The organism is Aquimarina aggregata (assembly GCF_001632745.1).
In the GTDB taxonomy this organism is placed as follows: domain Bacteria; phylum Bacteroidota; class Bacteroidia; order Flavobacteriales; family Flavobacteriaceae; genus Aquimarina; species Aquimarina aggregata.
On sequence record NZ_LQRT01000013.1, the window covers coordinates 647,124 to 671,873 of the forward strand.

General features: G+C 33.0%; 17 protein-coding genes. 9 read left to right on the forward strand and 8 right to left on the reverse strand.

The window, feature by feature from the left end:
- Positions 1 to 5: 5 nt before the first annotated feature.
- The 4 genes from AWE51_RS14195 to rlmB all read left to right on the forward strand — a co-directional run bounded on the left by AWE51_RS14195 (position 6) and on the right by rlmB (position 7,022).
- A complete protein-coding gene (locus AWE51_RS14195) occupies positions 6 to 1,598 on the forward strand; it encodes a SusD/RagB family nutrient-binding outer membrane lipoprotein (protein WP_066314479.1) in 1,593 nt (530 codons plus the stop codon).
- A gap of 260 nt (positions 1,599 to 1,858) precedes the next feature.
- Positions 1,859 to 4,675, forward strand: coding sequence for a TonB-dependent receptor plug domain-containing protein (locus tag AWE51_RS14200; protein WP_066314481.1), 2,817 nt, complete (start codon positions 1,859 to 1,861; stop codon positions 4,673 to 4,675).
- A 23-nt stretch (positions 4,676 to 4,698) separates the two neighbouring features.
- A complete protein-coding gene (locus AWE51_RS14205; RefSeq protein ID WP_066314483.1) occupies positions 4,699 to 6,129 on the forward strand; it encodes a hypothetical protein in 1,431 nt (476 codons plus the stop codon).
- A 158-nt stretch (positions 6,130 to 6,287) separates the two neighbouring features.
- On the forward strand, positions 6,288 to 7,022 hold the full coding sequence (gene rlmB, locus AWE51_RS14210; RefSeq protein ID WP_066314484.1) for a 23S rRNA (guanosine(2251)-2'-O)-methyltransferase RlmB: 735 nt from the start codon (positions 6,288 to 6,290) through the stop codon (positions 7,020 to 7,022).
- On the opposite strand, the gene AWE51_RS14215 is transcribed toward rlmB, so the two are convergent.
- Positions 7,017 to 7,778, reverse strand: a complete 762-nt coding sequence (locus tag AWE51_RS14215) for a rhomboid family intramembrane serine protease (protein ID WP_066314486.1) — start codon at positions 7,776 to 7,778, stop codon at positions 7,017 to 7,019. The two genes, rlmB and AWE51_RS14215, sit on opposite strands and share 6 nt — an antisense overlap.
- 153 nt (positions 7,779 to 7,931) lie before the next feature.
- Between AWE51_RS14215 and AWE51_RS14220 the strand changes: the two genes are divergently transcribed.
- Positions 7,932 to 9,209, forward strand: coding sequence for a replication-associated recombination protein A (locus AWE51_RS14220; protein WP_099098790.1), 1,278 nt, complete (start codon positions 7,932 to 7,934; stop codon positions 9,207 to 9,209).
- Between the two features lie 24 nt (positions 9,210 to 9,233).
- Here AWE51_RS14220 and AWE51_RS14225 read toward each other — a convergent pair whose 3' ends face one another.
- The 6 genes from AWE51_RS14225 to radC form a co-directional block, all read right to left on the reverse strand.
- Entirely contained in the window at positions 9,234 to 10,094 is an 861-nt protein-coding gene (locus AWE51_RS14225) for a hypothetical protein (RefSeq protein WP_066314490.1), read from the reverse strand.
- Positions 10,095 to 10,099: 5 nt separating this feature from the next.
- Positions 10,100 to 11,497: a DUF5723 family protein gene (locus AWE51_RS14230; protein WP_066314491.1), complete on the reverse strand. Its 1,398-nt coding sequence runs from the start codon at positions 11,495 to 11,497 to the stop codon at positions 10,100 to 10,102.
- Positions 11,494 to 12,069, reverse strand: coding sequence for a hypothetical protein (locus AWE51_RS14235; RefSeq protein WP_198403826.1), 576 nt, complete (start codon positions 12,067 to 12,069; stop codon positions 11,494 to 11,496). Before AWE51_RS14235 ends, AWE51_RS14230 begins: the two co-directional genes overlap by 4 nt.
- Before the next feature lie 48 nt (positions 12,070 to 12,117).
- Positions 12,118 to 12,804, reverse strand: a complete 687-nt coding sequence (locus AWE51_RS14240; RefSeq protein WP_317041832.1) for a YjjG family noncanonical pyrimidine nucleotidase — start codon at positions 12,802 to 12,804, stop codon at positions 12,118 to 12,120.
- Positions 12,797 to 14,101 carry a DUF7033 domain-containing protein gene (locus tag AWE51_RS14245; RefSeq protein WP_066314496.1) on the reverse strand — a complete coding sequence of 435 codons (1,305 nt, stop codon included), beginning with the start codon at positions 14,099 to 14,101 and terminating at the stop codon, positions 12,797 to 12,799. Before AWE51_RS14245 ends, AWE51_RS14240 begins: the two co-directional genes overlap by 8 nt.
- Before the next feature lie 243 nt (positions 14,102 to 14,344).
- A complete protein-coding gene (gene radC, locus AWE51_RS14250; RefSeq protein ID WP_066314498.1) occupies positions 14,345 to 15,043 on the reverse strand; it encodes a RadC family protein in 699 nt (232 codons plus the stop codon).
- 229 nt (positions 15,044 to 15,272) lie between these two features.
- Between radC and AWE51_RS14255 the strand changes: the two genes are divergently transcribed.
- From AWE51_RS14255 to AWE51_RS14265, 3 genes are all read left to right on the forward strand, one after another.
- On the forward strand, positions 15,273 to 15,722 hold the full coding sequence (locus AWE51_RS14255) for a hypothetical protein (RefSeq protein ID WP_066314499.1): 450 nt from the start codon (positions 15,273 to 15,275) through the stop codon (positions 15,720 to 15,722).
- 113 nt (positions 15,723 to 15,835) lie between these two features.
- Complete coding sequence (locus AWE51_RS14260; protein WP_066314501.1) at positions 15,836 to 16,279, forward strand: DUF1569 domain-containing protein; 444 nt, start codon at positions 15,836 to 15,838, stop codon at positions 16,277 to 16,279.
- A 3-nt stretch (positions 16,280 to 16,282) separates the two neighbouring features.
- Positions 16,283 to 16,882, forward strand: a complete 600-nt coding sequence (locus AWE51_RS14265) for an FMN-binding negative transcriptional regulator (RefSeq protein WP_066314503.1) — start codon at positions 16,283 to 16,285, stop codon at positions 16,880 to 16,882.
- Positions 16,883 to 16,888: 6 nt separating this feature from the next.
- Here the strand turns inward: AWE51_RS14265 and AWE51_RS14270 are convergent, their stop codons facing one another.
- On the reverse strand, positions 16,889 to 18,241 hold the full coding sequence (locus AWE51_RS14270) for a UDP-N-acetylmuramate--L-alanine ligase (RefSeq protein ID WP_066314504.1): 1,353 nt from the start codon (positions 18,239 to 18,241) through the stop codon (positions 16,889 to 16,891).
- Between the two features lie 458 nt (positions 18,242 to 18,699).
- Between AWE51_RS14270 and AWE51_RS14275 the strand changes: the two genes are divergently transcribed.
- Entirely contained in the window at positions 18,700 to 24,732 is a 6,033-nt protein-coding gene (locus AWE51_RS14275; protein ID WP_232517388.1) for an alpha-2-macroglobulin family protein, read from the forward strand.
- The last annotated feature ends 18 nt before the right edge of the window (positions 24,733 to 24,750 follow it).

Consider the following 24,750-nt stretch of genomic DNA (forward strand, 5'->3'; position numbering starts at 1 on the left):
GAAAAATGAAAAACACATATATAATATTATTTGTAGCAACAGTTATTACACTGTTGTCTACCTCATGTTCGGATGATCTTGAGAATATAAACTCTAATCCCAACAACCCAGAGGTTGTGCTCACCAATACAATTTTTAACAGTGCAACTAAAGAATTGACAGATATTTCAAGAGGTGCCTTCTCTTCTGGACGAGCAGCCTTACCATGGATGCAGTATTGGGGGCAAAACAGTTATGCAGATGAAGATCGTTACTTGTATCGCGAATCTACTGCAGAAGATTTATGGGCTAATTATTATAGAGTTGGAACAGATCTAAAGAAAATAATAGAGCTTAACACCAATGCTGAAACTAGAGAACAAATGTCCTCTGTTGGAAATAATGATAATCAAATTGCTGCAAGTAGAATTATGCTATCATATATTTTTCATCAGTTAACAGATACATTTGGTGATGTACCTTACTACTCTTTTGGAAACAATGATCCAAATTTTCAGGCATTAAATGTGGATAATGTATTATCCCCTGTTTTTGTAACACAACAAGAAATATATGCCGACATACTTTCTGAATTAAGAGCTTCCGTAAACATGCTTACTACTACAGAATCTGTATTTACTAGTGGGGATAATATTTTTGGCGGAAATGCAGAAAAATGGAGAAAATTTGCAAACTCTTTAATTTTAAGAGTTGCAAACCGATTAAGAAGCGTCGATGCCGCTGCAGCAAATGCAGCAATCGATGAAGCCATAGCTTCGGGAGTTTTTACATCTAATGCAGACAATGCTATTCAAGCTTATGAAAATACAGATGCTACCGGATCTCCTTTATACAGAGCCTATTTTGTTAATAACAGAACAGATTTTGGTGTAGCGGCTCCTTTTATTAATTTATTGAAGAATCGCACAGGAAACTTTGGTCCTGACCCAAGATTATTTCAATTTGCAGCACCAATTACAGTATCAATTGAGGACATTAGAGATCAAAATTACACAGTCTCTACTAATTTTGATGATTATGAAGGTGTTCCTTATGCGTTTGAAAGTGTAAATTTCATCAAGTTCACAAACTACTCATTTCCTAGCGACCAAGTATTACGTGCCGATTATGGCGAAGTTTTAATGGAGTATGCCGAAGTATCTTTTATTATATCAGAACGTAATGGGTGGAGTCAAGCAGAATATGAGCAAGGAGTAAGAGCTTCTATGGAGCGTTGGGGTGTTGCGGATACAGACATCACAACATATATAGGTACTTTACCAGCTGCCTCAGAAGAAAACGTACTTACTCAAAAATATATTGCTTTATACATGCAGCCATATGAAGCCTGGGCAGAATACAGGAGAACAGGCTTTCCTCAGACATTACTGTTACCAGGACAAATGGCCAATTTAACTACAGCTCAAGCTGCTGATTTACCTACAGGATCTGCATCTACTTATACTTTTGTTCCTAGAGTATCAATTACAGATTTACCCACAAGATTGCGTTACCCAGTTACATTACAGTCTCTTAACGGAACCAATAGAGCTACAGCGGTTTCAAGATTAAGTGATGGTGATGTCATAACAAGTAAACTGTTCTGGGATCAGAATTAATTAGATTGTCATCTAAAAAATAAAATTAAAAAGAGTCTGATTTTCAGGCTCTTTTTGTTTTAAAACACTCTTCAAATGCCAATCAAACCCCAAATAAAATATTACACAAATCTCTCAAAAACCCCTACTATAACGTTATAGTAAGATTTTAATAAGTCACGTTCCCTATTACTCAATAATTCAAATTTTAATACTAAAAAGTTGTTTTATAAAGATATTATTATCATTTTTGGAACTGGCTAATTCAAATAAATTGTAAAATGAGAACAAAGTTTAGTGGAATTTTAACGCTATTTCTAGCGTTTATTGTGCAATTCACTTTTGCACAAGAAAAAACAGTTTCAGGTACTGTAACCGACGATAAAGGTTTACCTCTACCTGGAGTTAATGTAATTATTAAAAACACTGCGAACGGTACACAAACCGACTTTGATGGTAACTATTCCATCACTGCGAATAAAGGTGCTGTATTATCCTTTAGTTATGTAGGATTTCAGGTTATTGACAAAGTAGTAGGCGATGGGGATACTGTTAATGCCCAATTAGCGCCATCTGCCGCAGAACTTGAAGAGGTAGTAATTACAGGTCAAGGTTCGGGAATTTCTAGAAGAAAACTTTCAACTACTGTAGATTTTCTTACAGCAGACGAAGTTGATAAGCTTCCTTCAAACCAAATCGACCAATTATTACAATCTACAACGCCAAGTGCGCAGATTAGGTTAAGTTCTGGACAACCAGGTACTGCTGCTATTATTAGAACAAGGGGTGCTATTTCAGCTTCTTCTTCTGCTACTCCAGTAGTTATCATTGATGGTGTTCGTGTAGATAACCTTAACTCAAACCCACAACTTGGTCTTGCAACAGGTGGTGCAGATGTATCAGCTCTTGCAGATATCCCTGTTGAATCTATTGAAAAAATAGAATATATAAAGGGTGGTGCTGCAACTACATTATATGGTGCCGATGCGGCAAATGGTGTTATCCAGATTATCACTAAAAAAGGTACTTCAGGAAAAGCTCGTTTTTCATATGAAGCAAGAGTAGGTGTTATCAAAGCTACTGATGATTATTTATGGTATGAAAGAACTGGTGAAGCATTATTTAAGCCAGGACTTTCCATAGAACATAAAATAGGAATCAATGGTGGTAATGAAAAAGTAACATACAACTTTGCTGGTAGTTTATATGCTGATGATTCATTTAACTTATTAAATGAGCAAGTACGAAGAAACCTTTCTTTCGGTCTAGGTGCTCAGGTTAATGACAAGTTAAGATATCAAGGTTCTTTTTCTTATGTAGGATTTGAATCAAATCTTGATTATAATGCCAATACTAGTCTTTCAAGATTTTCTGCATTTGAAGGTGGTGGTCGTGGAAATCTAGATGAATTAACCGATGCTCAGTGGCAAGCTGAATTAGCTCGTTCTAATGCTATCGGTGAGGAAGTATCTATAAACAATACCGTAAATCGTCTTACGAATTCAAATAAATTTATCTACGATTTTACAGACAATATCCAGGCAAACGCTACAATTGGTGTTGATACAAGAACTCAGGTTCAAGAAGAAAACCAAACAAATGCCTTTCAAATAGCAACTGGATCCATTGCAGCTGGTACAGCAGATCAAGCAGTGCTTAATAGATTAATAAGAAATGCTTTTACCGTAACAGGGGATCTTAACTTTACACACAGAGGAAGAATAGATAATTTTGAATTTGTTACAGTTTTAGGTGGTCAATTTTTTAGATCAACAGACAGACAATACCAAACCAGTGGTTCTGGTGGTGTTGATGGTACTAATGACCTTGGTTTATTTCCAACCCAGACAACAGATGATTTCTTCTTAGAAAATGCAAACTACGGTATATATTTCTTAGAGAATATCGGTATCTATGATGTAGCGTTCCTTGAATTTGGAGCTCGTTTAGATCAAAATACACAAGCTGGTGATGATACAGATCCATTATTATTACCTAAGATAGGTATTACTTATAATATATCAGATCATGATTTTTATTATGATAGCGGTATAAGTAAAGTATTATCTACCGTTAAACTTAGAGCTAACTATGGTGAAGCAACAAACTTTGCTCAAGCATTCTCAGAAGATAGAACATTCGCTCTTAATCCATTTTTAGGAGGACCTTCATTTACATTTAATAATCCAGGAAATCCAGATCTTGTATCGGAAACAGTAATCACCACTGAATATGGTATAGAGTTAGGGTTTTTTCAGGATAGAATTAACTTAAGTGGTACTCGTTATGTAGCTACAACTGAAGATGCATTATTTACTCCTCCTGCATTACCATCATCTGGTCAATTAGATCAAATAAAGAATATTGGAGAAATTAAAAATGAAGGATGGGAATTTGCTCTAAGCGCAGATGTAATTAAAACTGAAAAACATGCTTTAAACATAAATGCTTCATACAACATTAACGATAACATAGTAGTTAGTACTGGTGGAGCTCCTGCATTTAACGTAGGTGGATTTAATGTAATTGGTGCATGGGTTGAAGAAGGGCAGAGTCTTGGATATCTAAGAGGTACAAGTTCTGTAAGACAAGCTGATGGAACATTTGCTCAAACTGCAAATGCAGCATTAGGTGATACTTTTGCTCCTAACTTTGGATCATTTGGTTTTAATTATACTTGGAACAACAAGTTAAATATATTCATGACTGGTGATTATCAATTTGGTGGTAAGATTGTAGATTTAAGTTTCTTATTAAGACACTTAAGAGGTGTAGATGACACAGGTATTCCTGCAGATCTTATTGGAACTACTAGCCCTTTTAATTATGTAAACTTCTTTACTTTTGACAACGATTTTATAAAAATTAGAAATATTGGAGCAAGTTATTCTTTCGGAGACGCTTTAGGTTTATTTAATGATTTAAAAGTTGGATTTACAGTAACTAATCCTTTCAATTTTGGAATAGATGGTCAATTTGATCCAGAAACAACTGGTTCAGGTATTGGTAACCAAAATGGATTTGGTAGTGGTGGATTTGCTTATGGTACAGAATCTGCTCCAAGAATATATATGACGTCTCTTAGATTCCAATTTTAAGATAATTTAAAAATATAATTAAAATGAAAAAAATATCAATATATATCTTAGCAATCGGTCTATTGATAGGTTGTACAGATAACCTAAAGGATGCTACAGATTTCACATCAGTAACTAATCCAAACTTAGATGAAGCCGCAATTCTTGGAAAAGAAAATTCTGCTACAATATGGCTAACAGGATTGCAACGTCAGACAGCAAATGTGCTAAATGAAGCTGTAATGCTAGCTGAACTTGGATCTGACAACTATGTTAACACTCAGACATTTTTTGATCAATTCTTAGACGCTCTAGAAATAAGAACAGATGATCCTGAAATAGAAGATGTACAATTTCAAATTGCAAGATTAAGAGTAATGGCTAAATTTGGTCTTGAATCAGTTGGACCAGCAGATCCAGCTTATGATGCCGCTACTGAGGCTTCTTTTAATTTCTTTGAAGGGCTATCTTATTTATATGCTGCAATGTACTTTTCTGCATTACCACAGGAAGAGGGAGGTGCTGTAGTATCTGATATTGATAACTATGCTAGTGCAATCGCATCATTTGATGCAGCAATTGCTGCTGATCCTCAACCGCAATATCATCTTGCCAAAGCCCGAGCTAATTATTATTTAGGTAATCAAGCTGAGGCGGTTGCTGAAGCAACTGCTGCCATAGGCCTTGATGATGATTTCTTATTCTCTATTGAATTTGATGAATTAAATCTTCCTGCTAATACGTTTGAAAGTGCATTATATGAAAGAGCTACATTTGATGACCTTCAACCACTACCAACATTAGACTTTTTAGATCCTAAATATTCTTTTGTTGATCCAAATGTAGATCCTTCTATACACATATTCAAAGCGGAAGAAGCATATTTAATACTTGCTGAAGCTGCTCTAGCAGACAACAATGTAGCTGGAGCACGAACTAACCTCACTAGTTTATTAACAGTTGTAGGGACAAGAGAAGTAAGAGAAGTTGATGATTCTATTGAAGGTAGACCTGATGCAAGTTCTGCTTTTGCCTCTCGCCCTAAAACAGCAGATGTAGTTGTAAATGGAAGACCTGGATTAGTTCTAGATCGTCAAGCTGGTGACGTTATGATACCTTCTGTATCTGGAACATCACTTGTACAAGGAGATGTTGATGCTATCACAGCTGCTAATGATGCTGCTTTAATTTTATTACATAGAACAAGACAAGAAATTTTTATTGCTGAAGGACTTCGTTTTGCAGATATGGGTGTTAAGTTAGTTGTACACCAAAATGAATTTAATCAAAATCCTAACATATCTGAAGGAGACCCTAGCACAATAGCAGTAATACCTTCTTTCATTGATGCTGTTAAAGAAGATTTAGATGAAATCACCTATACAGAAGGAGCTACTACTGCAAGCACTACAGTAGATTTAAATGTTCTTTTAGTACAAAATAAAACTTCAAGTCAAGTTTTACCTTTCCACTAAGAAAGAGATTTACTCAAAATAATTCACAACCCTCTGAAAATATTCAGAGGGTTGTTTTTTTATAGTATATTTGCGCCCTATTCAATAGATTCAAGCTTTACAGAGTTCAGATATATAATCAATTACTCTATAGCATAGAAAGTGATAAAAGTTAACAAATGAAAAGCGAAACATTAATTTTTGGTATTCGAGCTATTCTTGAAGCTATACATTCTGGTAAGACCGTAGACAAGCTTTTTATTCAGAAAGGACTGCAAGGAGATTTAGCTAAAGAATTAATGCAAATTGTTAGGAAACAAAACATTACTTTTACTTATGTACCCATAGAAAAGCTAAACCGATTAACTAGAAGTAACCATCAAGGTGTTGTAGCTAACATATCCCCTATTGACTTTCACAATTTAGAAGATCTTGTCATGAATGTTGTGGAATCGGGACAAACTCCTCTGTTTTTAGTTTTAGACCAATTATCTGATGTTCGAAATTTTGGTGCTATCATCAGAACAGCAGAATGCACTGGAGTGCATGGTATTATTATACAAAAAAAAGGTGGAGCACCTGTAAATGCAGACACTATTAAAACTTCTGCAGGAGCAGTGTTTAAGATCCCAATATGTAAAGTTGACCATATTAAAGATGCAATTTTTTATCTACAAGGATCAGGGATACAGACAGTAGCTGCTACAGAGAAAGCAGAGACTACTATCTATGATGTAGATCTTACTATGCCTACAGCAATTATTATGGGAAGTGAAGGTAAAGGAATAGCATCTTCTGTATTAAAACTTGTTGACCATAAAGCTAAATTACCAATGTATGGAGAAATTGGTTCTCTTAATGTTTCTGTTGCTTGTGGTGTAATTGTTTACGAAACTGTAAGACAGCGACTATAAAGGACTATCTTTATCATACCCTTTCTGACTATTACTTTTATCCGTATAGTCGTAAGTAATGGTAATATCTACTTCAGGAAAGTCTTCGGGAATGTTTTCGATAAAATTACCATCTTCATCAAAATGCTTTAAAAATTCATCTTCTTCAGGGTCATAGGTTTCTGACTGCCATGTATACAGTTTAGGCTTTACTATCCCCTTTTTTATAAAAAATGCCAAACCTGCACCAGACACTAAACCTGATAAATGTCCCTCCCAAGAAATTTTTGGATCTATAGGCAATACATACATTACCATACTTCCATAAATAAAAACAACAATTAATGATAACGCTATGAGCCTAAAATGCTTGGCCACAATCCCTTTAAAAAACAGAAAGCCAAAAAGCATATAAATCACCCCGCTTGCACCAATATGATTAGCGGGTCGACCAAGTAACCAAGTAAAGACACCTGTTAACAGAAGCCCTACAAGCATTACTTTCCAAGCATTGCTTTGGTAAAAATAAAAAAGCGCTGATGATAAGATAAGTAGTGGCAATGTATTGTGCCATAAATGAGTGATATCTGCATGAATAAATGGAGAAAGAAAGATTCCTCTAAGTCCTAAAAAAGTTCTTGGATTAACACCCAGATAATTGAAATCAAAACCAAAACGAATCTCAAACCAAAAAACTATCCAAATAATTAGCACAAATAATAAGGGATACCCTATTACACCAGTATTAAACTTAAAAACATCTTGTTCTTCACTCATAATGATTTTATATATCAAAAAAAATTCCAAACCAATATGAACCGCTAAAATGGCAGGTTTTTATTAAATCATCATAAGCTGTTAAATAATTCTTCAAGAAATATTATTTATATCTTAGATTATATAAAGCTTTGTAACTTTGCAGATATGGATATAAATAAGCCTTTGGCAGAAAGAATACGCCCTAAAACACTATCATCATACCTTAGTCAAGAACACTTGGTTGGAGATAAAGGTTCTCTTACCCAACAGATTAAAAAAGGTATAATCCCATCATTAATTCTTTGGGGACCTCCTGGTGTAGGAAAAACAACTCTTGCCAATATTATTGCTAAAGAATCAGGCAGACCTTTTTACTCACTCAGTGCGATAAATAGTGGTGTAAAAGAAGTTAGAGACGTTATCGAGAAGGCTAAACAAAGTGGTGGCTTATTCACGTCAAAAAATCCTATTTTATTTATTGATGAAATTCATAGGTTTAGTAAATCACAGCAAGATTCACTGTTAGGTGCTGTAGAAAAAGGATGGATAACTCTTATTGGAGCTACTACGGAAAACCCCAGCTTCGAAGTTATTCCTGCACTTTTATCAAGATGTCAAGTTTATGTCTTAAATGCTTTTGGCAAAGAAGAACTGGAAGCACTGCTAGATCGTGCTATGCGTGAGGATGAGTATTTAAAATTAAAAAAAATTGAGCTTAAAGAAACCTCTTCATTACTAAGATTGAGCGGAGGAGATGCCCGAAAACTACTCAATATATTTGAACTTATTATATCCAGTCAAGACCAAGAGAATATTATTATCACGAATGACTTAGTAACAAAATTAATTCAACAAAACACAGTGCGTTATGATAAAACAGGCGAACAGCACTATGACATTATATCTGCATTTATTAAATCGGTTAGAGGTAGTGACCCCAATGCTGCTGTTTATTGGCTTGCAAGAATGATTGAAGGTGGTGAAGATCTTAAATTTATTGCTCGCAGAATGATTATTTTGGCTTCTGAAGATATTGGAAATGCAAATCCTACAGCATTGATTATGGCCAACAATACTTTTCAAGCGGTAACTACTATCGGATATCCAGAATCAAGAATTATTTTGAGTCAATGCGCTGTTTATCTGGCTACTTCTGCGAAAAGCAATGCATCATATATGGCAATAAACCAAGCACAGCAATTAGTAAAACAAACAGGAGATTTATCTGTTCCTTTACATATTAGAAATGCACCTACAAAATTAATGAAAGAACTAGGTTATGGTGAAGATTACAAGTATGCTCATAATCACAAAGATAATTTTATAAGTCAAGAGTTTTTACCTCAAGAAATTGTAAACACAAAACTTTACGAACCAGGAAACAATCAAAGAGAAAACTCTTTTAGAGCATTTTTAAAATCCCGGTGGGGTGATAAGTATAATTATTAAATATTTACAGGAAATGTAACGTATCTACTGCCTTGCAAAAATATCAGATATTAACTTATTGGTTATAGGATTGACTCTTTCTAGTATAAAGTTTCCATAGCTATCAAAATGTCCTGCACCACTTAAATCTCCAGCTTTAACTAAATAAGTATTACTTCTTTTTAACACATAAATTTTACCCACAAGAGCAGCCTTATCTTTGTCGCCTTTTAGCAGTTCATATCCGTATTCTTCCTTTTTAAACTCAAAAGCATCTTCATTTAAAAGATATCTTAATGTTTTTACTGACTGAGGTTTATCAGCAGGAATTTCTTTTGAGGAAATTTCTGTTTTGGGCTGTTCTACTGCTACAGTTGTCGAAATAGTATTTTTTTCTTCTACTTTAGACACTTTAGGCTTAGCCCCAATATCTTTGGATGCTATATTGTTACTTTCTAATTGTTGTTCTCTTCCTCCATTATAAACATAGTTGAGTGCCTGAACATCCTTAAAAGCTTTGCGAATTGCTTCATGGTACCCTTTTTTAAACTCTTTTTCTCTACTCGCACCTTCAGACGAAGTAAAAACAATATTATTTCCACAATCAGTCAACCTAATAGCTACTTTTGTAATAAAAAGTCCTGAACCTTTAACCAAATTAGCTTTTAAAGCTTTACAACCATCTTTTGCCAGGTCCTCAGGAATATTTTCTCCTTGAATAAAAGCCTTATACCCATGCTTATTAAACAAAAATTTTGTCAAAGAATTCAATTGATATGCATCATTCTCTTTAAGAAAATCAAACTTTTGTGGAATTAACACATATTTATAATCATTGACATTTTTTTGCGAAAAAGAATTAAAACTTGACATTAAGATAATCCCCAAAAATAAAAAGCGTAACATACCTATCACATTATAAAATTAAACCCAAATTGCATAGAAACTGATCTTGCTTTTGCAAGATTAGAATATTCTAATACATTATTAGCCGAAATATAAAAATTAATTTTGTCAATATGGGTAGATAACAAAAAACCTATGTTATTATATGAATAATCATCTATTGTATAAGTCACTTTAGCTCTTAAAAAATTAAAAATCCTTTTATAGTAGAATAAAGATGCTGCATACTGTGGCCTTTTGGGTCTAAATTGTGAGAACACTTGTAAGCCAAAAGCATCTCGATAAACAGGACTATCCCCATAAAGTGAACAATTACAACTCTCGTCCTCATAAGGGTTAAATGAATATTTAATAGATCCATTGAGTTTTAAAGGACGCATAGTTAAGTACGTTGTAGACAAAGTATCTAAAGGAACTGCCGCCTCTAATTCATCTAGAAAATCCTGATCCCCATTACCTGAAAATTGAACTGGTGTTTCAAAACCCTCAAAAACAAAATTACCTCTTGCCCTATAGGTTTCTACATCTTTGGCATATAAAATTGCTCCAAAATCATTAATACTACCTGTTAAAGACCATTGTTCATCTATATGATGAGTAAAACCTACATCAACACCTAAACCTAAGTTTCCTCCAAGAAGTGCTCTTCCTACCAATTTACTAACAACTTCTTTTCCGCTATTTTCACCTTCTAACTCTCTAAGAGATGCAAGGCCAGAAGTTCGCAAAGTAACATCAGCATTACTAATTATATGTTGATAAAAATTATTTCCTTGAGGAGTTTCTACAGTTGTAAACGTACCACTATTTCTTGCGCTACGTACATGAAGCATACTTGAATATAATTTTGCTCTTGCACCAAAAGTTAATTTTTTGCTTACCTTTTTGTTATATCCAAAATGATATACCATAAGCAATTCGCCCGATCCATTTATTGTCGAAAAACGGAAAGGTCGATTAATAAAATCTCGATTTCCTTGATAAGCCAAAACTGCAAAATCTTTTGGAAAATACCCTATTAGATCTAACTCTTGATATACACCACCCGAAAAATAAACATTAGGATCTTTTTTGCTTTGCCACCCAAAATTAAACAATTCTAATTGTTGGGTCAAAGTCACAAAATCATTACTCGTAAGTTTATTTAATGTTTGTTCGATTTTCTCATTAATATTTCTACCATCATCACCAAAAACATCGAAAAGAGACGCACCTCTTAATCCTGCATTTACATGAAACTGCGACAAAAATGGAACTCCAGCATGAAATTTAAAGTTAGTTTCTGCTCCTGGGTTTAATAACAGTGCCTGAGGAATGTCTGTAAAATCATATAGAGTTTCTTTATTTTGAGAACACACAGAAATACTCCATATACCTATAAAAACGAATATAAAAACTCTCATAAGTCATAATTAATGAAGTAAGTACCTTTGGATCTCACATCTAGAATCCCTCTTAAACCACTATTTACATTCTGCACTCGAATGATTGAGAAAAGTCTCTTTGTAGGGGCTAAAGTTCTAATGGTTGCATTGTCTAAGACAATTGTTTCGGCAGTAACGACAGGGGTTGTTCCTTCTCCCCTACCTGCATTAGCAGTAAGTGTAAAAAATGGGCCAATACGTTGATCTGCTTCATTTAAGAATCCAAACTCAAAAACAAAATCTCTCTCAATAGTATTTCTAAATTCAAAAGAAAGCTCAATTCTTTCTAGGTTATCAACAGCAAAACTTGAACCTAATAAATCGTAATTTAAAGTATCATCAACTTCAACCTCTGGTACCGTAATAGCAGGGTCGATACTAGGGTCCACAAATTGATTGGTATCAAACTTAGAAAAAATAAAATCTAGTTCTACAATTGGTGTTAGAACGATATCCTCGCTTTGATCAAAATCTAGATCTTTGACACAGGAAGCCATTAATAATGCTGTGCAAATAATGCTTAGCATTACGCATATTTTTTTTGTTTTCATCTTGGGGCATAATAGGTTATAGCCTCCTAAAATACGAATTTTTATCACTTATAAGTAATTTTTAATGTGTATTAGCTTTGAAACTTCTACATTGTCTTTGGGTAATTTCTCTTTATGATAGTTAAAACATATCGTATTTAATCCAAATAACTCAGCACCTAAAATATCTGCTTCATAATTATCACCAATCATAACACTATCAAACACTTGTGCCCCAGAAACCTTTAAAGCATGCTCAAAAATTAACGGATTTGGTTTCTTTACCCCTACTTCTTCGCTGTTTGTAACCGTTTTAAAATATTTTTTTATACCAGCATTATTTAACTTAGTGTTTTGCACTTCTTTAAAACCATTTGTTATAATATGCATGTGATATTTCGGTCTAAGATATTCGAGCAGTTCTAGTGTACCTTCAATCAAATAGTTATTAAGTGGAAGAAAGGCTATATAATCATGAGATATTTCATCAATTACTTGTAACGAATACTTCTTTTCTAGTTTAGTAAACGTATCTACTAACCGGCCTCTTCTTAATTCTTCTTTACTTACTCTTTCTTCTCGATATAATTTCCAATACTTCAAATTAACGGGTTGATATTGGCTTAAGAAAACATCAACTTCAAGATTGATATTGAACTTCTCAAAAATCATTTCGAAAGCCAAAGATGAATTCTTATCGAAATCCCAAAGCGTGTGATCTAAATCAAAAAAAACATGTTTTATATTTTTATTCATCATCTATATTCCAAATATCTTCAAGGATTGACTTCCAGTAGGGTTGTTCTTGTAAATCGCTAAACAAGGTGTTACCGAAAACTGGAATAAAACATCCCTTTACCTTTTTAATTTTTTCTATATATGCAACTACTTCATTTCGGGCAAATGTTTCATTTTTAACAAATTCTTCTCCTCCTAAATTAGCCAGGCAAAAAGAATATATTACTAATGGAGTTTGTACTTCATAATCCAAATCATAAAACATAAAAGGAGTACATGTACCTGCTCTAAACCCAGGATATCCAGAATACCCCATAGAGTAATCTTCTTCTACCTCCAATTCAATAAAATTGCGATACGCTTCTGGCAGCTTAATCTTAAAAAAACCGCAAATCACATATTTAAGTCTTCTGTTAAGAATATTTTCGCTTCGTTCTTTTTCTTTGGTTAGCATAGACAAATTACTTATCGCTTCATATGATACTTTTAAACCTACATCAAGATAATCAGCAATATGCTTAATTAATGTCCTATGTTTTAAATGGTTAAAACCAATATTTTTCTCATAATTAGAATAATCACCTAAGCCAAATAAAACTTTAGCTTTTCTCTTCTTTTGCTTTTGTAAATCAATTATAAAGTCGAAAGTATCATAGGGATCTTTTTTAAAACCTAATGAAACTTTTATTCTATCTGTTAATTCATCTAATTTTAATCCCCATAAATCTCGAAAACCACCTCCTATAGACCTTAGAAAGCCTTTGTTTTTATATGCAAATGCCTGAGATACTGAAACAACAGGTATAATATTAAATTTTTTCTCCTCTAATTCAAGATTGGCGTACTTTTCTAAAAGGATTTTTTTGAATTTGTATGCCCAAATATCTATTACAGGATCTTTTAAAAAGTCATGTATGTATGCAATACTTTCGGTAGCAGGAAAACGTCCTAGGTTATCTTTTACATGCGGCAGATACTCCTCATAACGGGTTAAAAGATAGAATGTCGCCGCAAAAATATCAAAAGGCAATGCTGCATTTTCATGTTGCACTTGAAAAAAACACTTCGTCTCTTCCCAATCCTGAACATGAATATCTACATCATTTAATCCATGTTCAAATAACAACTCTACACTTTGAAAATATAACTCTTTCCCTAATGGTTGTTTTCCGTATGAAAATTTAGGCCCATCATGTGCTATAAAAGTTTCTATTTTGGCTGTAAAATCAACATCCAATTTTAAAATTCGTCTACAAATATGTTTAAATGTATAAGAAACTCTTGGTGTAACCTTTTGTACATGGATTAATACCATATTTTAATTTTATCCCTAATTATGATTATCTTCTTGACTATTCGAACGATATTTCTATATAAAGTTCTATTAGTTCTTCTATCTAAATACTCCTTTTTTTGTAATCATGTTACATATAAAACAAACTAACTTTGAAACACCCTACTCCTAAAATTGAAAAAGAATAGATTTTAACTTTTCTCAATTCTTAAGAATAATTCAAATCTACACGTAAAGTATTGCTTCTTTTAGCTTAATAAATTTTCAGATCATTGCTTCATCCGCAAAGCTAAAGTAGGTTTTTTCTGTAATAATTAAATGATCTAGCACATTGATATCTAAACTAGCTCCTCCGGTTTTTAGTTTTTTAGTTAAATCTTTATCAGATTGGCTTGGGGATAATTTCCCACTAGGGTGATTATGCGCGAGTATAATTGCAGTGGCTCCTGATTCTAAAGCTGCTCTAAAAACGATACGCGCATCTACTAACGTTCCTGTCTTTCCTCCAATACTAATTTGTCTTTTGTACAGAACTTTATTGGCATTATTTAAAAACAACACCCAAAACTCTTCATGATCAAGATCACCAATAATAGGTTGTAAAAGAGCAAAAGCATCTTTACTACTGGTTATTTTAGGTTTAATTTCTACTTCCTCTTTTTTTCTTCTTCGCCCTAGTTCTAAACCTGCAATTATCGTAATTGCTTTAGCCTCACCAATACCCTTAAATTTTGTTAACTGTTTTATAGATAATGCACCCAAAGTATTAATTTTATGATCCACACTAGCTAATATTCGTTTACTTAAAGCAACTGCACTTTCTTCACGATTACCGGAACCGATTAAAATTGCCATTAATTCTGAATCAGACAAAGAATTCTTCCCTTTAGCGATCAATTTCTCTCTTGGACGATCATTTTCACTCCATTTCTTGATAGAAAATGAAGAATTTAACTCACTCATTTGCTTAATTTATATATAATAATACAATATTTTTTTATCCTCTAAAGTATAAACTATTTCCCTCAATAACAACACATTATTACCTCAATCAAGCAGGGATTTAACATTTAATTTTATACTTTTTTAACATTAATTTACATATATATTTGTTTGAAAATGAAAGTTTTACTATATTTGGGCACCCGAAATCCCAAAATGAACAAATTAACAACTTCAAATTAACCTATTTATGAAGAATATTTTTACTTTCGTTTTACTATTTACAGCGTTAAGTTTTTACGGTCAAGACAAGAAGGTTTCCTTTTTAAATTTAGTAGGAAATAACATACAAGTTCCTAGAGGATGCGAAGCTACATCAGAGTATGAATTGCAAGCCTGTGATGGAACATCAATTAGATGGGATTACTATAGTGCAGACATGTTAAAAGATGTTTTTTATGCAACAATCACTGCCTTTACTGAAGGAAAAAGTGATGATGCAGCAACTGAAGTAACTTTTACTTCTTTTGGTAGTCAATTGAAAGGATATAAATTTAAAATGGGAACTACATTTCAGTATTTTCTACAAGGAACAATAAAAGATCAACCGCTTATGATGAATTTAGGTACACCTAAAGATATTAATACCAGTGATGATCTTGAAGGGTTTTTAGGTTTATTTTTTGACGAAGCAAGTTAATCAGAACAACATATAAATAGAAATAAAGGCAAATCATATGATTTGCCTTTATTTGTTTCTATAGTTTTAATGCAGTATTTTTGGATATAGCTATTCACTATAATTTTTTAGTTATGAAGTCTTTGTTTGAAAAGTCTACCTTGGATGAAATAGAAAATAGAATTAAACAATTATCTGATGACGAAAAACCTTTGTGGGGAAAAATGACCACATCACAAATGCTTAATCATTGCCAATTTCCATTAAAAATAGCACTTCAAAAAAACCATCCACATCTTAAGCCTAACGTATTGGCTAAAATATTTTTCAAGAAAAGTTTATATAATGATAAACCTTGGAGAAAAAGCTTACCTACACATGCTAAATTAAAAGTAACAGACCAGAAAGAATTTATTAAGGAAAAAGATGAGCTATTGTCTCTTGTGTCTGAATTCGCTAACCAGAGAAATAAAAAAGAATGGGACCCACATCCTATGTTTGGGAAATTCACTAACGAGCAATGGGGCCAAATGCAATACAAACATTTAGATCATCATCTTCAACAATTTAACGTTTAAACTGTGTATCCACCTAAACATCACCAAGATTACAACCCCGAAAATAGTAAAGAAGTTGCTAAATCTTATCCGTTCTCGGTATTAGTATCCGCAGAAAATAAGACTCCCTTTATCACCCATGCTCCACTAGTATTTCATGGCGAAAAATTAATTGGACATATTGATAAAAACAATCCACATATTAGATTACTAAAGGACGGTTATCCTATTACGGCTATTTTTCAAGGCCCTCAAACCTATATCTCCCCTTCGATATATACTACGAAACAATTACCTACCTGGAACTACATCATTGCCCATGCTACAGGAACGGTAACAGAGCTAAGAGATACAGATGCGATCAAAAAATCAATAGTCACTATGACAGAATTTCTTGAAGCTCCCCATCAAAAATTTATACTAGATCTTGATGATACAAGAATGGATCGACTAGTTCCCTATATTCATTGTTTTGAGATTGAGGTAGAACATTGGGAAGGAAAGTTTAAGCTAAGTCAAGACAAAGTGCCTTCAGATATTGAAAACGCAAAACAAGAATTGATTTTAAACAACCAAAAGGATGTTGCTAATTTCGTCAACAAATTATTTGAACAACATTTTTAAAATCTCTTAAAACCAAGTTTTCACTTCATCAAAATTTAACCCACCATAGTTGCCACTACTCATTAAAACTAAGGCAGTATCAGAAAAATCTTTTTGTTTTAAATATTCTTGAAAATCCTCTGGATTGGTATAAATAATTAAGTCTTTTCTATTAAATGATTCACCTATTTGATTTGCAGTAACCTCTTCTAATTGTTTAATTTTAACTGCTTTTGGAGAATAAAAAACAACTGCTTCATCGGCTGCATCAAGAGCTCCTTCGTATTCTTTAAGGAATTCGGCATTTAAACTACTATATGTATGTAACTCCAAACAAGCAATCACTTTTCTATTTGCATACTGTTCTTTTACAGCATTAGTTGTAGCTTTTACTTTTGAAGGACTATGTGCAAAGTCTTTATAAGCTATACCTGTAGCGTTTTCTGCTATCTTTTCTAATCGTTTCGAAGCTCCTTTAAACGACGCTATAGCTTCATAAAAATCTTCTTCATCAATACCCATATGCTGGCATATCCATTTCGCTCCTGCAAGATTACTTAGATTATGTGCCCCAAATACCTCAACAGGCATTTCACCATCTGGAGTATCTAAGAGGGTTTCACCATTTACTACACTATATTTTGGCGTCACATATGGGAATTTACGAATAGGGGCTTCTGTAGCTTCTGCCAATTTTCTGACTTCTGTATCTTCTTCATTATATACCAATGCTCCACCATTAACAATAGCGCTCATAAATATTCTAAATTGATCAACATAATTCTCAAAAGTTGGAAATACATTAATATGATCCCATGCAATACCACTGACTAAAGCAATATTTGGTTGGTATAAATGAAATTTTGGCCTACGATCTATAGGAGACGACAAATATTCATCTCCTTCTAAAACCATAAAATCATTATCTTCTGTAAGATGTACCATAGTATCAAATCCCTCTAATTGGGCACCTACCATATAATCTACTTCTTTATCGTGATAATGTAACACATGTAAAATCATAGAAGTAATGGTTGTTTTACCATGAGACCCCCCGATTACTACTCGCGTTTTATTTTTGGACTGTTCATACAAAAACTCTGGGTAGGAATAAATCTTTAAACCAAGCTCCTTTGCTTTTTGTAATTCTAGATTATCTTCTTTAGCATGCATCCCTAGAATAATCGCATCAAGATCAGAAGTCACCTTATCCGAAAACCAACCAAATGCAGCAGGCAGTAACCCGTACTTATCTAATCTTGATTTCGAAGGTTCAAAAATAGTATCATCACTTCCTGTTACTTTATATCCTTTTTGATGTAATGCAATAGCGAGGTTATGCATTGCGCTTCCTCCAATTGCTATAAAATGTACACGCATAATTGTAATAATCTTCAAATCCGAAACTGATTGAATACTAACAAAAGTATAACAACAAAGTCCGAATGATTTTATATAAAGAAGTAAAGATACAACCTACAATGAATAATAAAAGCACCAGAGAACAAAAAAGAAATAAACCTAGTTTATATGCATCTCTCTTGATTATTTAAGAAAACTTATTCACTAAACTAATAGTGTGTTAGAATAATTGAAATCAGGGTTTCCCTCAATATTACTTCGCTATTATTCATTTTAGTATTTTATTAGTAATGTTTTATCAAAACAAAATTGTTAGGGTTCAATACAAATACTTAGCTTTATCATGTTATTTAAAAGATATATAAAAGAGCATTAATTTGGTACATCTCTTGCTTATGTTAATTTAACAACTTAAAATCTTTATGATGAAAAAATTTATCATCCTTATTATATTATGTATATCAAATCAATATACTATGAAAGGTCAAAATGAATACCAAGCTAATTGGAAAAAAGTTGAAGTTTTTAACCAACAAGGGCTTCCTAAATCTGCATTAGAGGTAGTCCAGACCATATATACCAGTGCTAAAAAGGAAAATAACGATAATCAGATCATAAAAGCGCTTCTTCACAAAGCTAAATATATGCTTACCCTTGAAGAAGATGCACAGCTTAATATTATAAAAGACTTTAAAAGAGAAATTGATGAAAGTAAATTTCCCAAAAGAAATATTCTTGAAAGCATTCTTGCCAATATGTATTGGCAATATTTCCAACAAAATAGATGGAAATTTTATAACAGGACTCAAACTTCAGAAAAATCTGACCAAGAAGATTTTAGAACCTGGGATTTAGAAACTTTGTTTACAGAAGTACATCTATACTATCAAAAGTCTATACAAAATGGGGTTTTGGCACAGCAAACCGATCTTTCTATTTTTAATCAAATACTAGACGAAGAAGAAGGCTCTAAAAAATACCGCCCTACGCTATATGATTTTCTAGTCCATAATGCCTTGTCCTTCTATAAAACTTCAGAAACTAATATTACCAAACCAGCTTATGCATTTACCATAAATAGCTCAGACTACCTTAAAGAGCATAAACAGTTTTCTACCTTAGTTATAATCCCAAAAGATTCATTATCCCTACAAGGAAATGCATTAAAGCTATATCAAAATTTAATACGATTTCATAGTAAGGATAATTCTCCAGAAGCGCTAACAGAGGTAAATATTGAGCGTTTGAACTTTGTTTATCAAAATGCTAATTTTTCGAACAAACAAGACATTTTACTAAAAACACTATCCGAAGAACAAGAAAAAATAGGCACAAACAAAACATCTGCTTTATATGCATATGAAATAGCTAATCAATATAAACATCAAGGAGAAACATATATTCCTAAAGAAAACAAAACACACAGATGGAAACTAAAAGAAGCTTTAGAGTTATGTGATAGTATCATAAAAAAATTTCCTGATTCAAGAGGTGCTAATAAATGTAAGTCTCTAAAAAGTCAGATACTGCATATCGAACTTTCTTTAAAGACTGAGAAATATGTTCCGATCAACAAATCTGGGCGATTACTCGTTAACTATAAGAATTTAAATAAATTATACTTTAAAGCCTTAAAAATAAATCAAAATCAACTAGTAGCTTTAAGAAAATTATATCAACCTGCAGATCAAATTAAATTTCTAAACAATCTTAAAGCAAGTAAAGTTTGGGAATCTGAAATTTGCGACGAACATGATTTTCAATCACACTCAACCGAAGTCCTACTTCCGCCTTTAGAAAATGGCAACTATCTTATCGTTAGTACAATCACAAAAGATCTTTCACAAAAAAACTTATTCTCGTATGGTACTGTGCAAGTAAGCAATTTAGCACTTATTGAAAATAAGACTCCTGAAAAGACTATTTTTCAAGTCCTTGATCGAATTACAGGTACGCCTATTGCTAATGCAAAAATGCACCTTAAAGCGAATGACCGAAGAGGATATGGTAAAAACTTAGATAAAACCCTAATGACTGATAAAAATGGTCAGGCAAGTCTTATCGTAAATACACATTATTACGATGTTACTATTACTATTTCTTACGAAAAAGATAACGCATATTTTAGTGGTTATTACTTAAATCAATCGTACCAGCCACAACATAATAATCAGAGTAGACAACAAACATTTTTGTTTACAGACAGAAGTATTTACAGACCTGGCCAAACAGTATATTATAAAGGAATTGTAATGCAATCTGATGGAAAAGATGATTTTAAAGTTTCACCGCAACAACCTGCATACATTACACTTAGAGATGTAAATGGTCAAGAAGTCAAGGTTGCCAATCACACCACAAATGATTATGGGTCTTTTAATGGTGAATTTATTCTTCCAACATCTGGACTTACAGGTACCTATACCATACAAACTAATGACTATCATAGCGTTTCTTTTTCTGTAGAAGAATACAAAAGACCAAAATTTGAAACAAAATTTGATCCTGTAATGCAAACGTATAAAGTAAATGACACCATCAAGTTAAAAGCTATTGCAGCTGCCTACGCGGGCAGTACGATAACAGACGCCAAAGTGGTATATCGAGTATATCGAAAAGTACAATATCCTAGATGGTGCTATTGGTATCCAAGGTACAATGTTGAACCACAAGAAATCACACATGGTGAAACTAAAACCAATGATCAAGGAGAATATTTCATCGATTTTCAAGCAATTCCTGACCTTAGTGCAAACAAAGATGATTTACCCATATTTACATATGAAGTCACAGCAGATGTTACAGATATAAATGGTGAAACTAGAAGTACAACTACCACAGTTCGTGTGGGATATCATGCTATGATTGCTAGTATCGAATTAAAAGATAAGATTGACAAAACCCAAAAAGGAAGTTCACTTAAGGTAAGCACTCTAAACCTGAACAATGAAGCAATTGCAGCTTCTGGGAAAATAAAAATATTCAAACTAAAAGCTCACAACAAACCAATACGTATACGCCCATGGAAAGCACCCGATTATGAAGGCTTTAAAAAAGAAGAGTTTGAAAAATTATTCCCTCATGACGCTTTTGAAAACGAACATGATTATAGAACTTGGAAAAAAGGGACATTAGTTTTTGAAAAAGCTTTTAATACTGCCAAAACGAAAGACAACACAAAAGGAATACAAGAAATTGTCTTAAACAACACTAAAAAGTGGGAATCCGGTAAGTATGTCATAGAACTAACTACCAAAGATCGTTTTGGACAATCTGTAAAGGACATACGTTACACAACAATGTATAGTCAAAAGGATACTAACATAAGTGACAAACAATTATTTGAAGTTACTACGAACAAAAACTCATATATCATTGGTGATGAAGCTATTGTCAAACTAAGTTCTGCATCAAATGATATTACAATTACTGTTGATATCGAAAAAAACCATAAGGTTATAGAAACGAGATTCATCAAGCTTTCTAACAACAGTAAAATCATAAAAATCCCAGTCACCAAAGAAGACTTAGGTGGTTTTGCAATACGTTATAGCTTTGTGAATTATAATGGATATCAAAATGGTTCGGTTTTGATAGCCGTGCCATATGCTCCAACATCACTTAGTATCGAAACTAAGACATTTAGAGACAAATTAAAACCTGGTCAACAAGAAACTTGGAGTTTCACTATCAAAGGCCCTAAAGGAGATCGTGTAAGTGCAGAACTTCTTGCAAGCATGTATGACATTTCTTTAGATCAGTTTTCTCCGCATCAATGGTATTTTGACCCAATTAATCGTCCTGAATATTATTCTCAAAACAAAAGGACTGCTACACAAAGTTTTGGTAGTATATCTTTTAATCTACAAAACCACAGTGGGTCTGGGTACTATTATTCAAATCAAGAATATGATCGATTAAATTGGTTTGGATTGTATTTTGGCCAACAACAATATTTTAGAAGTAGACGAATGATGAAATCTTCTCCTGCTCCTATGGCTGCAATGGAAATGGCTGATGATGCAGAATTAGAAGAGATAACCGTAGAAAACTTTGCTCTAAACAAGAAAGAATCTGTAGAAGGAGATAGTATTGCTCTGGCATCTTCTGAAAAAACTAAAGAAGATAAGTCTCAAAAAGAAACTTCTTTAGAAGGTGTAAAAATCCGGAAAAATCTTCAAGAAACTGCTTTTTTCTTTCCAAAACTTACAACAGATAAAGAGGGTAATGTGAGTTTTAATTTTACGGCTCCAGAAGCCTTAACAAAATGGAAACTACAACTACTAGCGCATACTAAAACACTAAACTCTGCGACCACCACATTAGAAACTGTTACTCAAAAAGAATTGATGATTCTTCCGAATCCTCCAAGGTTTCTTAGAGAAGGTGATAAAATTGTAATAAGCTCTAAAATATCTAATTTAGCTATCAAAGATCTAAATGGTATAGTAGAATTGCAATTATTTGATGCTTTAACAAATAAAGCAATTGATACTCAGTTACAAAATACTACTGCACGTCAAAATTTCGAAGTAAAAAGCAAAGGAAATACAAATATCTCTTGGGAGCTATCAATCCCTGATAACGTACAAACAGTACAATACAAAATCGTTGCAAAAGCAGGGGATTTTTCTGATGGAGAACAAAATGTTTTACCTGTGTTAAGTAATAGAATGTTAGTAACCGAAACACTGCCTATGTGGATTCGTTCTGATCAAACTAAAACATTTACGCTTACTAAACTAAGAGATAACAATTCTACCACTTTAGAACACCATAAGCTAACTCTAGAAATGACCTCTAATCCTGCATGGTACGCCGTACAGGCACTTCCGTATCTTATGGAATATCCTTATGAGTGTTCAGAACAAACATTCTCAAGGTATTATGCCAACGCACTAGCTAGTCATATTGCAAACAGCAACCCTAGAATTCAGGAAGTTTTTAATCAATGGAAATCTAGTGATGCTTTAGTAAGTAATCTTGAAAAGAATCAAGAACTTAAATCTTTAATAATACAAGAGACTCCGTGGCTACGTGATGCACAAAGTGAAACAGAACAAAAGAAGAGAATTGCTTTATTATTTGACTTAAACAAAATGAATAATGAGCTACAATCTGCATTGCTAAAACTACAGCAAATGCAATATGGTTCGGGTGGTTTTCCTTGGTTTAAAGGAGGACTAGAAAATCGATTTATTACACAACATATAGCTACTGGATTTGGGCATCTTAAAAAACTTGGTGTAACGCAATTTGATAGCAACACTAAGAATATGTTACAAAATGCAATTCGTTTTTTAGATACCGAATTTGTTAAAGAGTATACCGATTTAAAACGATATTGTGCAAAAAATAAGATAGATATCAATAAGAATCACTTAAGCTACACACAAGTGCATTATCTATATATGCGTAGTTTCTTTGAAGACATTGCTAGGCCGAAAAAAACGAATGAAGCTTGGGACTATTATTTAGGTCAATCAAAAAAATATTGGTTAAAGCAAAGTCTATATACTCAAGGCTTACTAGCTCTTGTTTTGCACCGAAATAATAATCCAGACATTGCTACAAAAATCATTAGATCATTAGATGAGAAAAGTATTACGAGTGAAGAATTAGGAATGTATTGGAAATCTAACACTTCTAGTTGGTATTGGTATCAAGCGCCTATAGAAACCCAATCTTTAATGATCGAAGTATTTTCTGAAATTGAAAAAGAACCGCTAAAAACGAAGATTGTAGATAATCTAAAGGTTTGGTTATTAAAAAACAAACAAACTAATCGTTGGAAAACAACTAAAGCAACAGCTGATGCTGTATATGCTTTGTTGCTACAAGGAAATGATTGGTTATCTGTTACAGATATGGTATCAATTGTACTTGGAAATCAAACTATTGATCCAAATCAATTAGAAGATGTAAAGGTAGAAGCAGGTACGGGCTACTTTAAAACATCCTGGAACGGAAACGATATCAAACCTGAAATGGGAACTGCTAAAATTTCAAAAAAAGGAAAAGGTATTGCTTGGGGAGCTTTATACTGGCAATATTTTGAAAATCTAGATAAGATTACACCTGCAAAAACCCCATTATCCCTTAAGAAAAAACTATACTTAAAAAAGAATACGGATACTGGTGAAAAAATTACAGAGATTACCGATAAAACCAAATTAGCACTAGGAGATCTGGTTCGAGTGCGTATCGAATTAAGATCTGATCGTGCAATGCAGTTTGTACATATGAAAGACATGCGTGCTTCTGGACTTGAACCTATCAATGTAATTTCACAATACAAATGGCAGGATAATCTAGGATACTATGAAAGCACTAAAGATGCATCAACTAACTTTTTCTTCGATTATTTACCAAAAGGAGTATTCGTTTTTGAATATGACTTACGCGTAAATAATCAAGGAGATTTTTCTAACGGTATTACAACAATCCAAAGTATGTATGCTCCCGAATTTTCTAGTCATTCTGAAGGTGTAAGAATTAAAGTAAATTAGATATTAGCAATAAAAAAA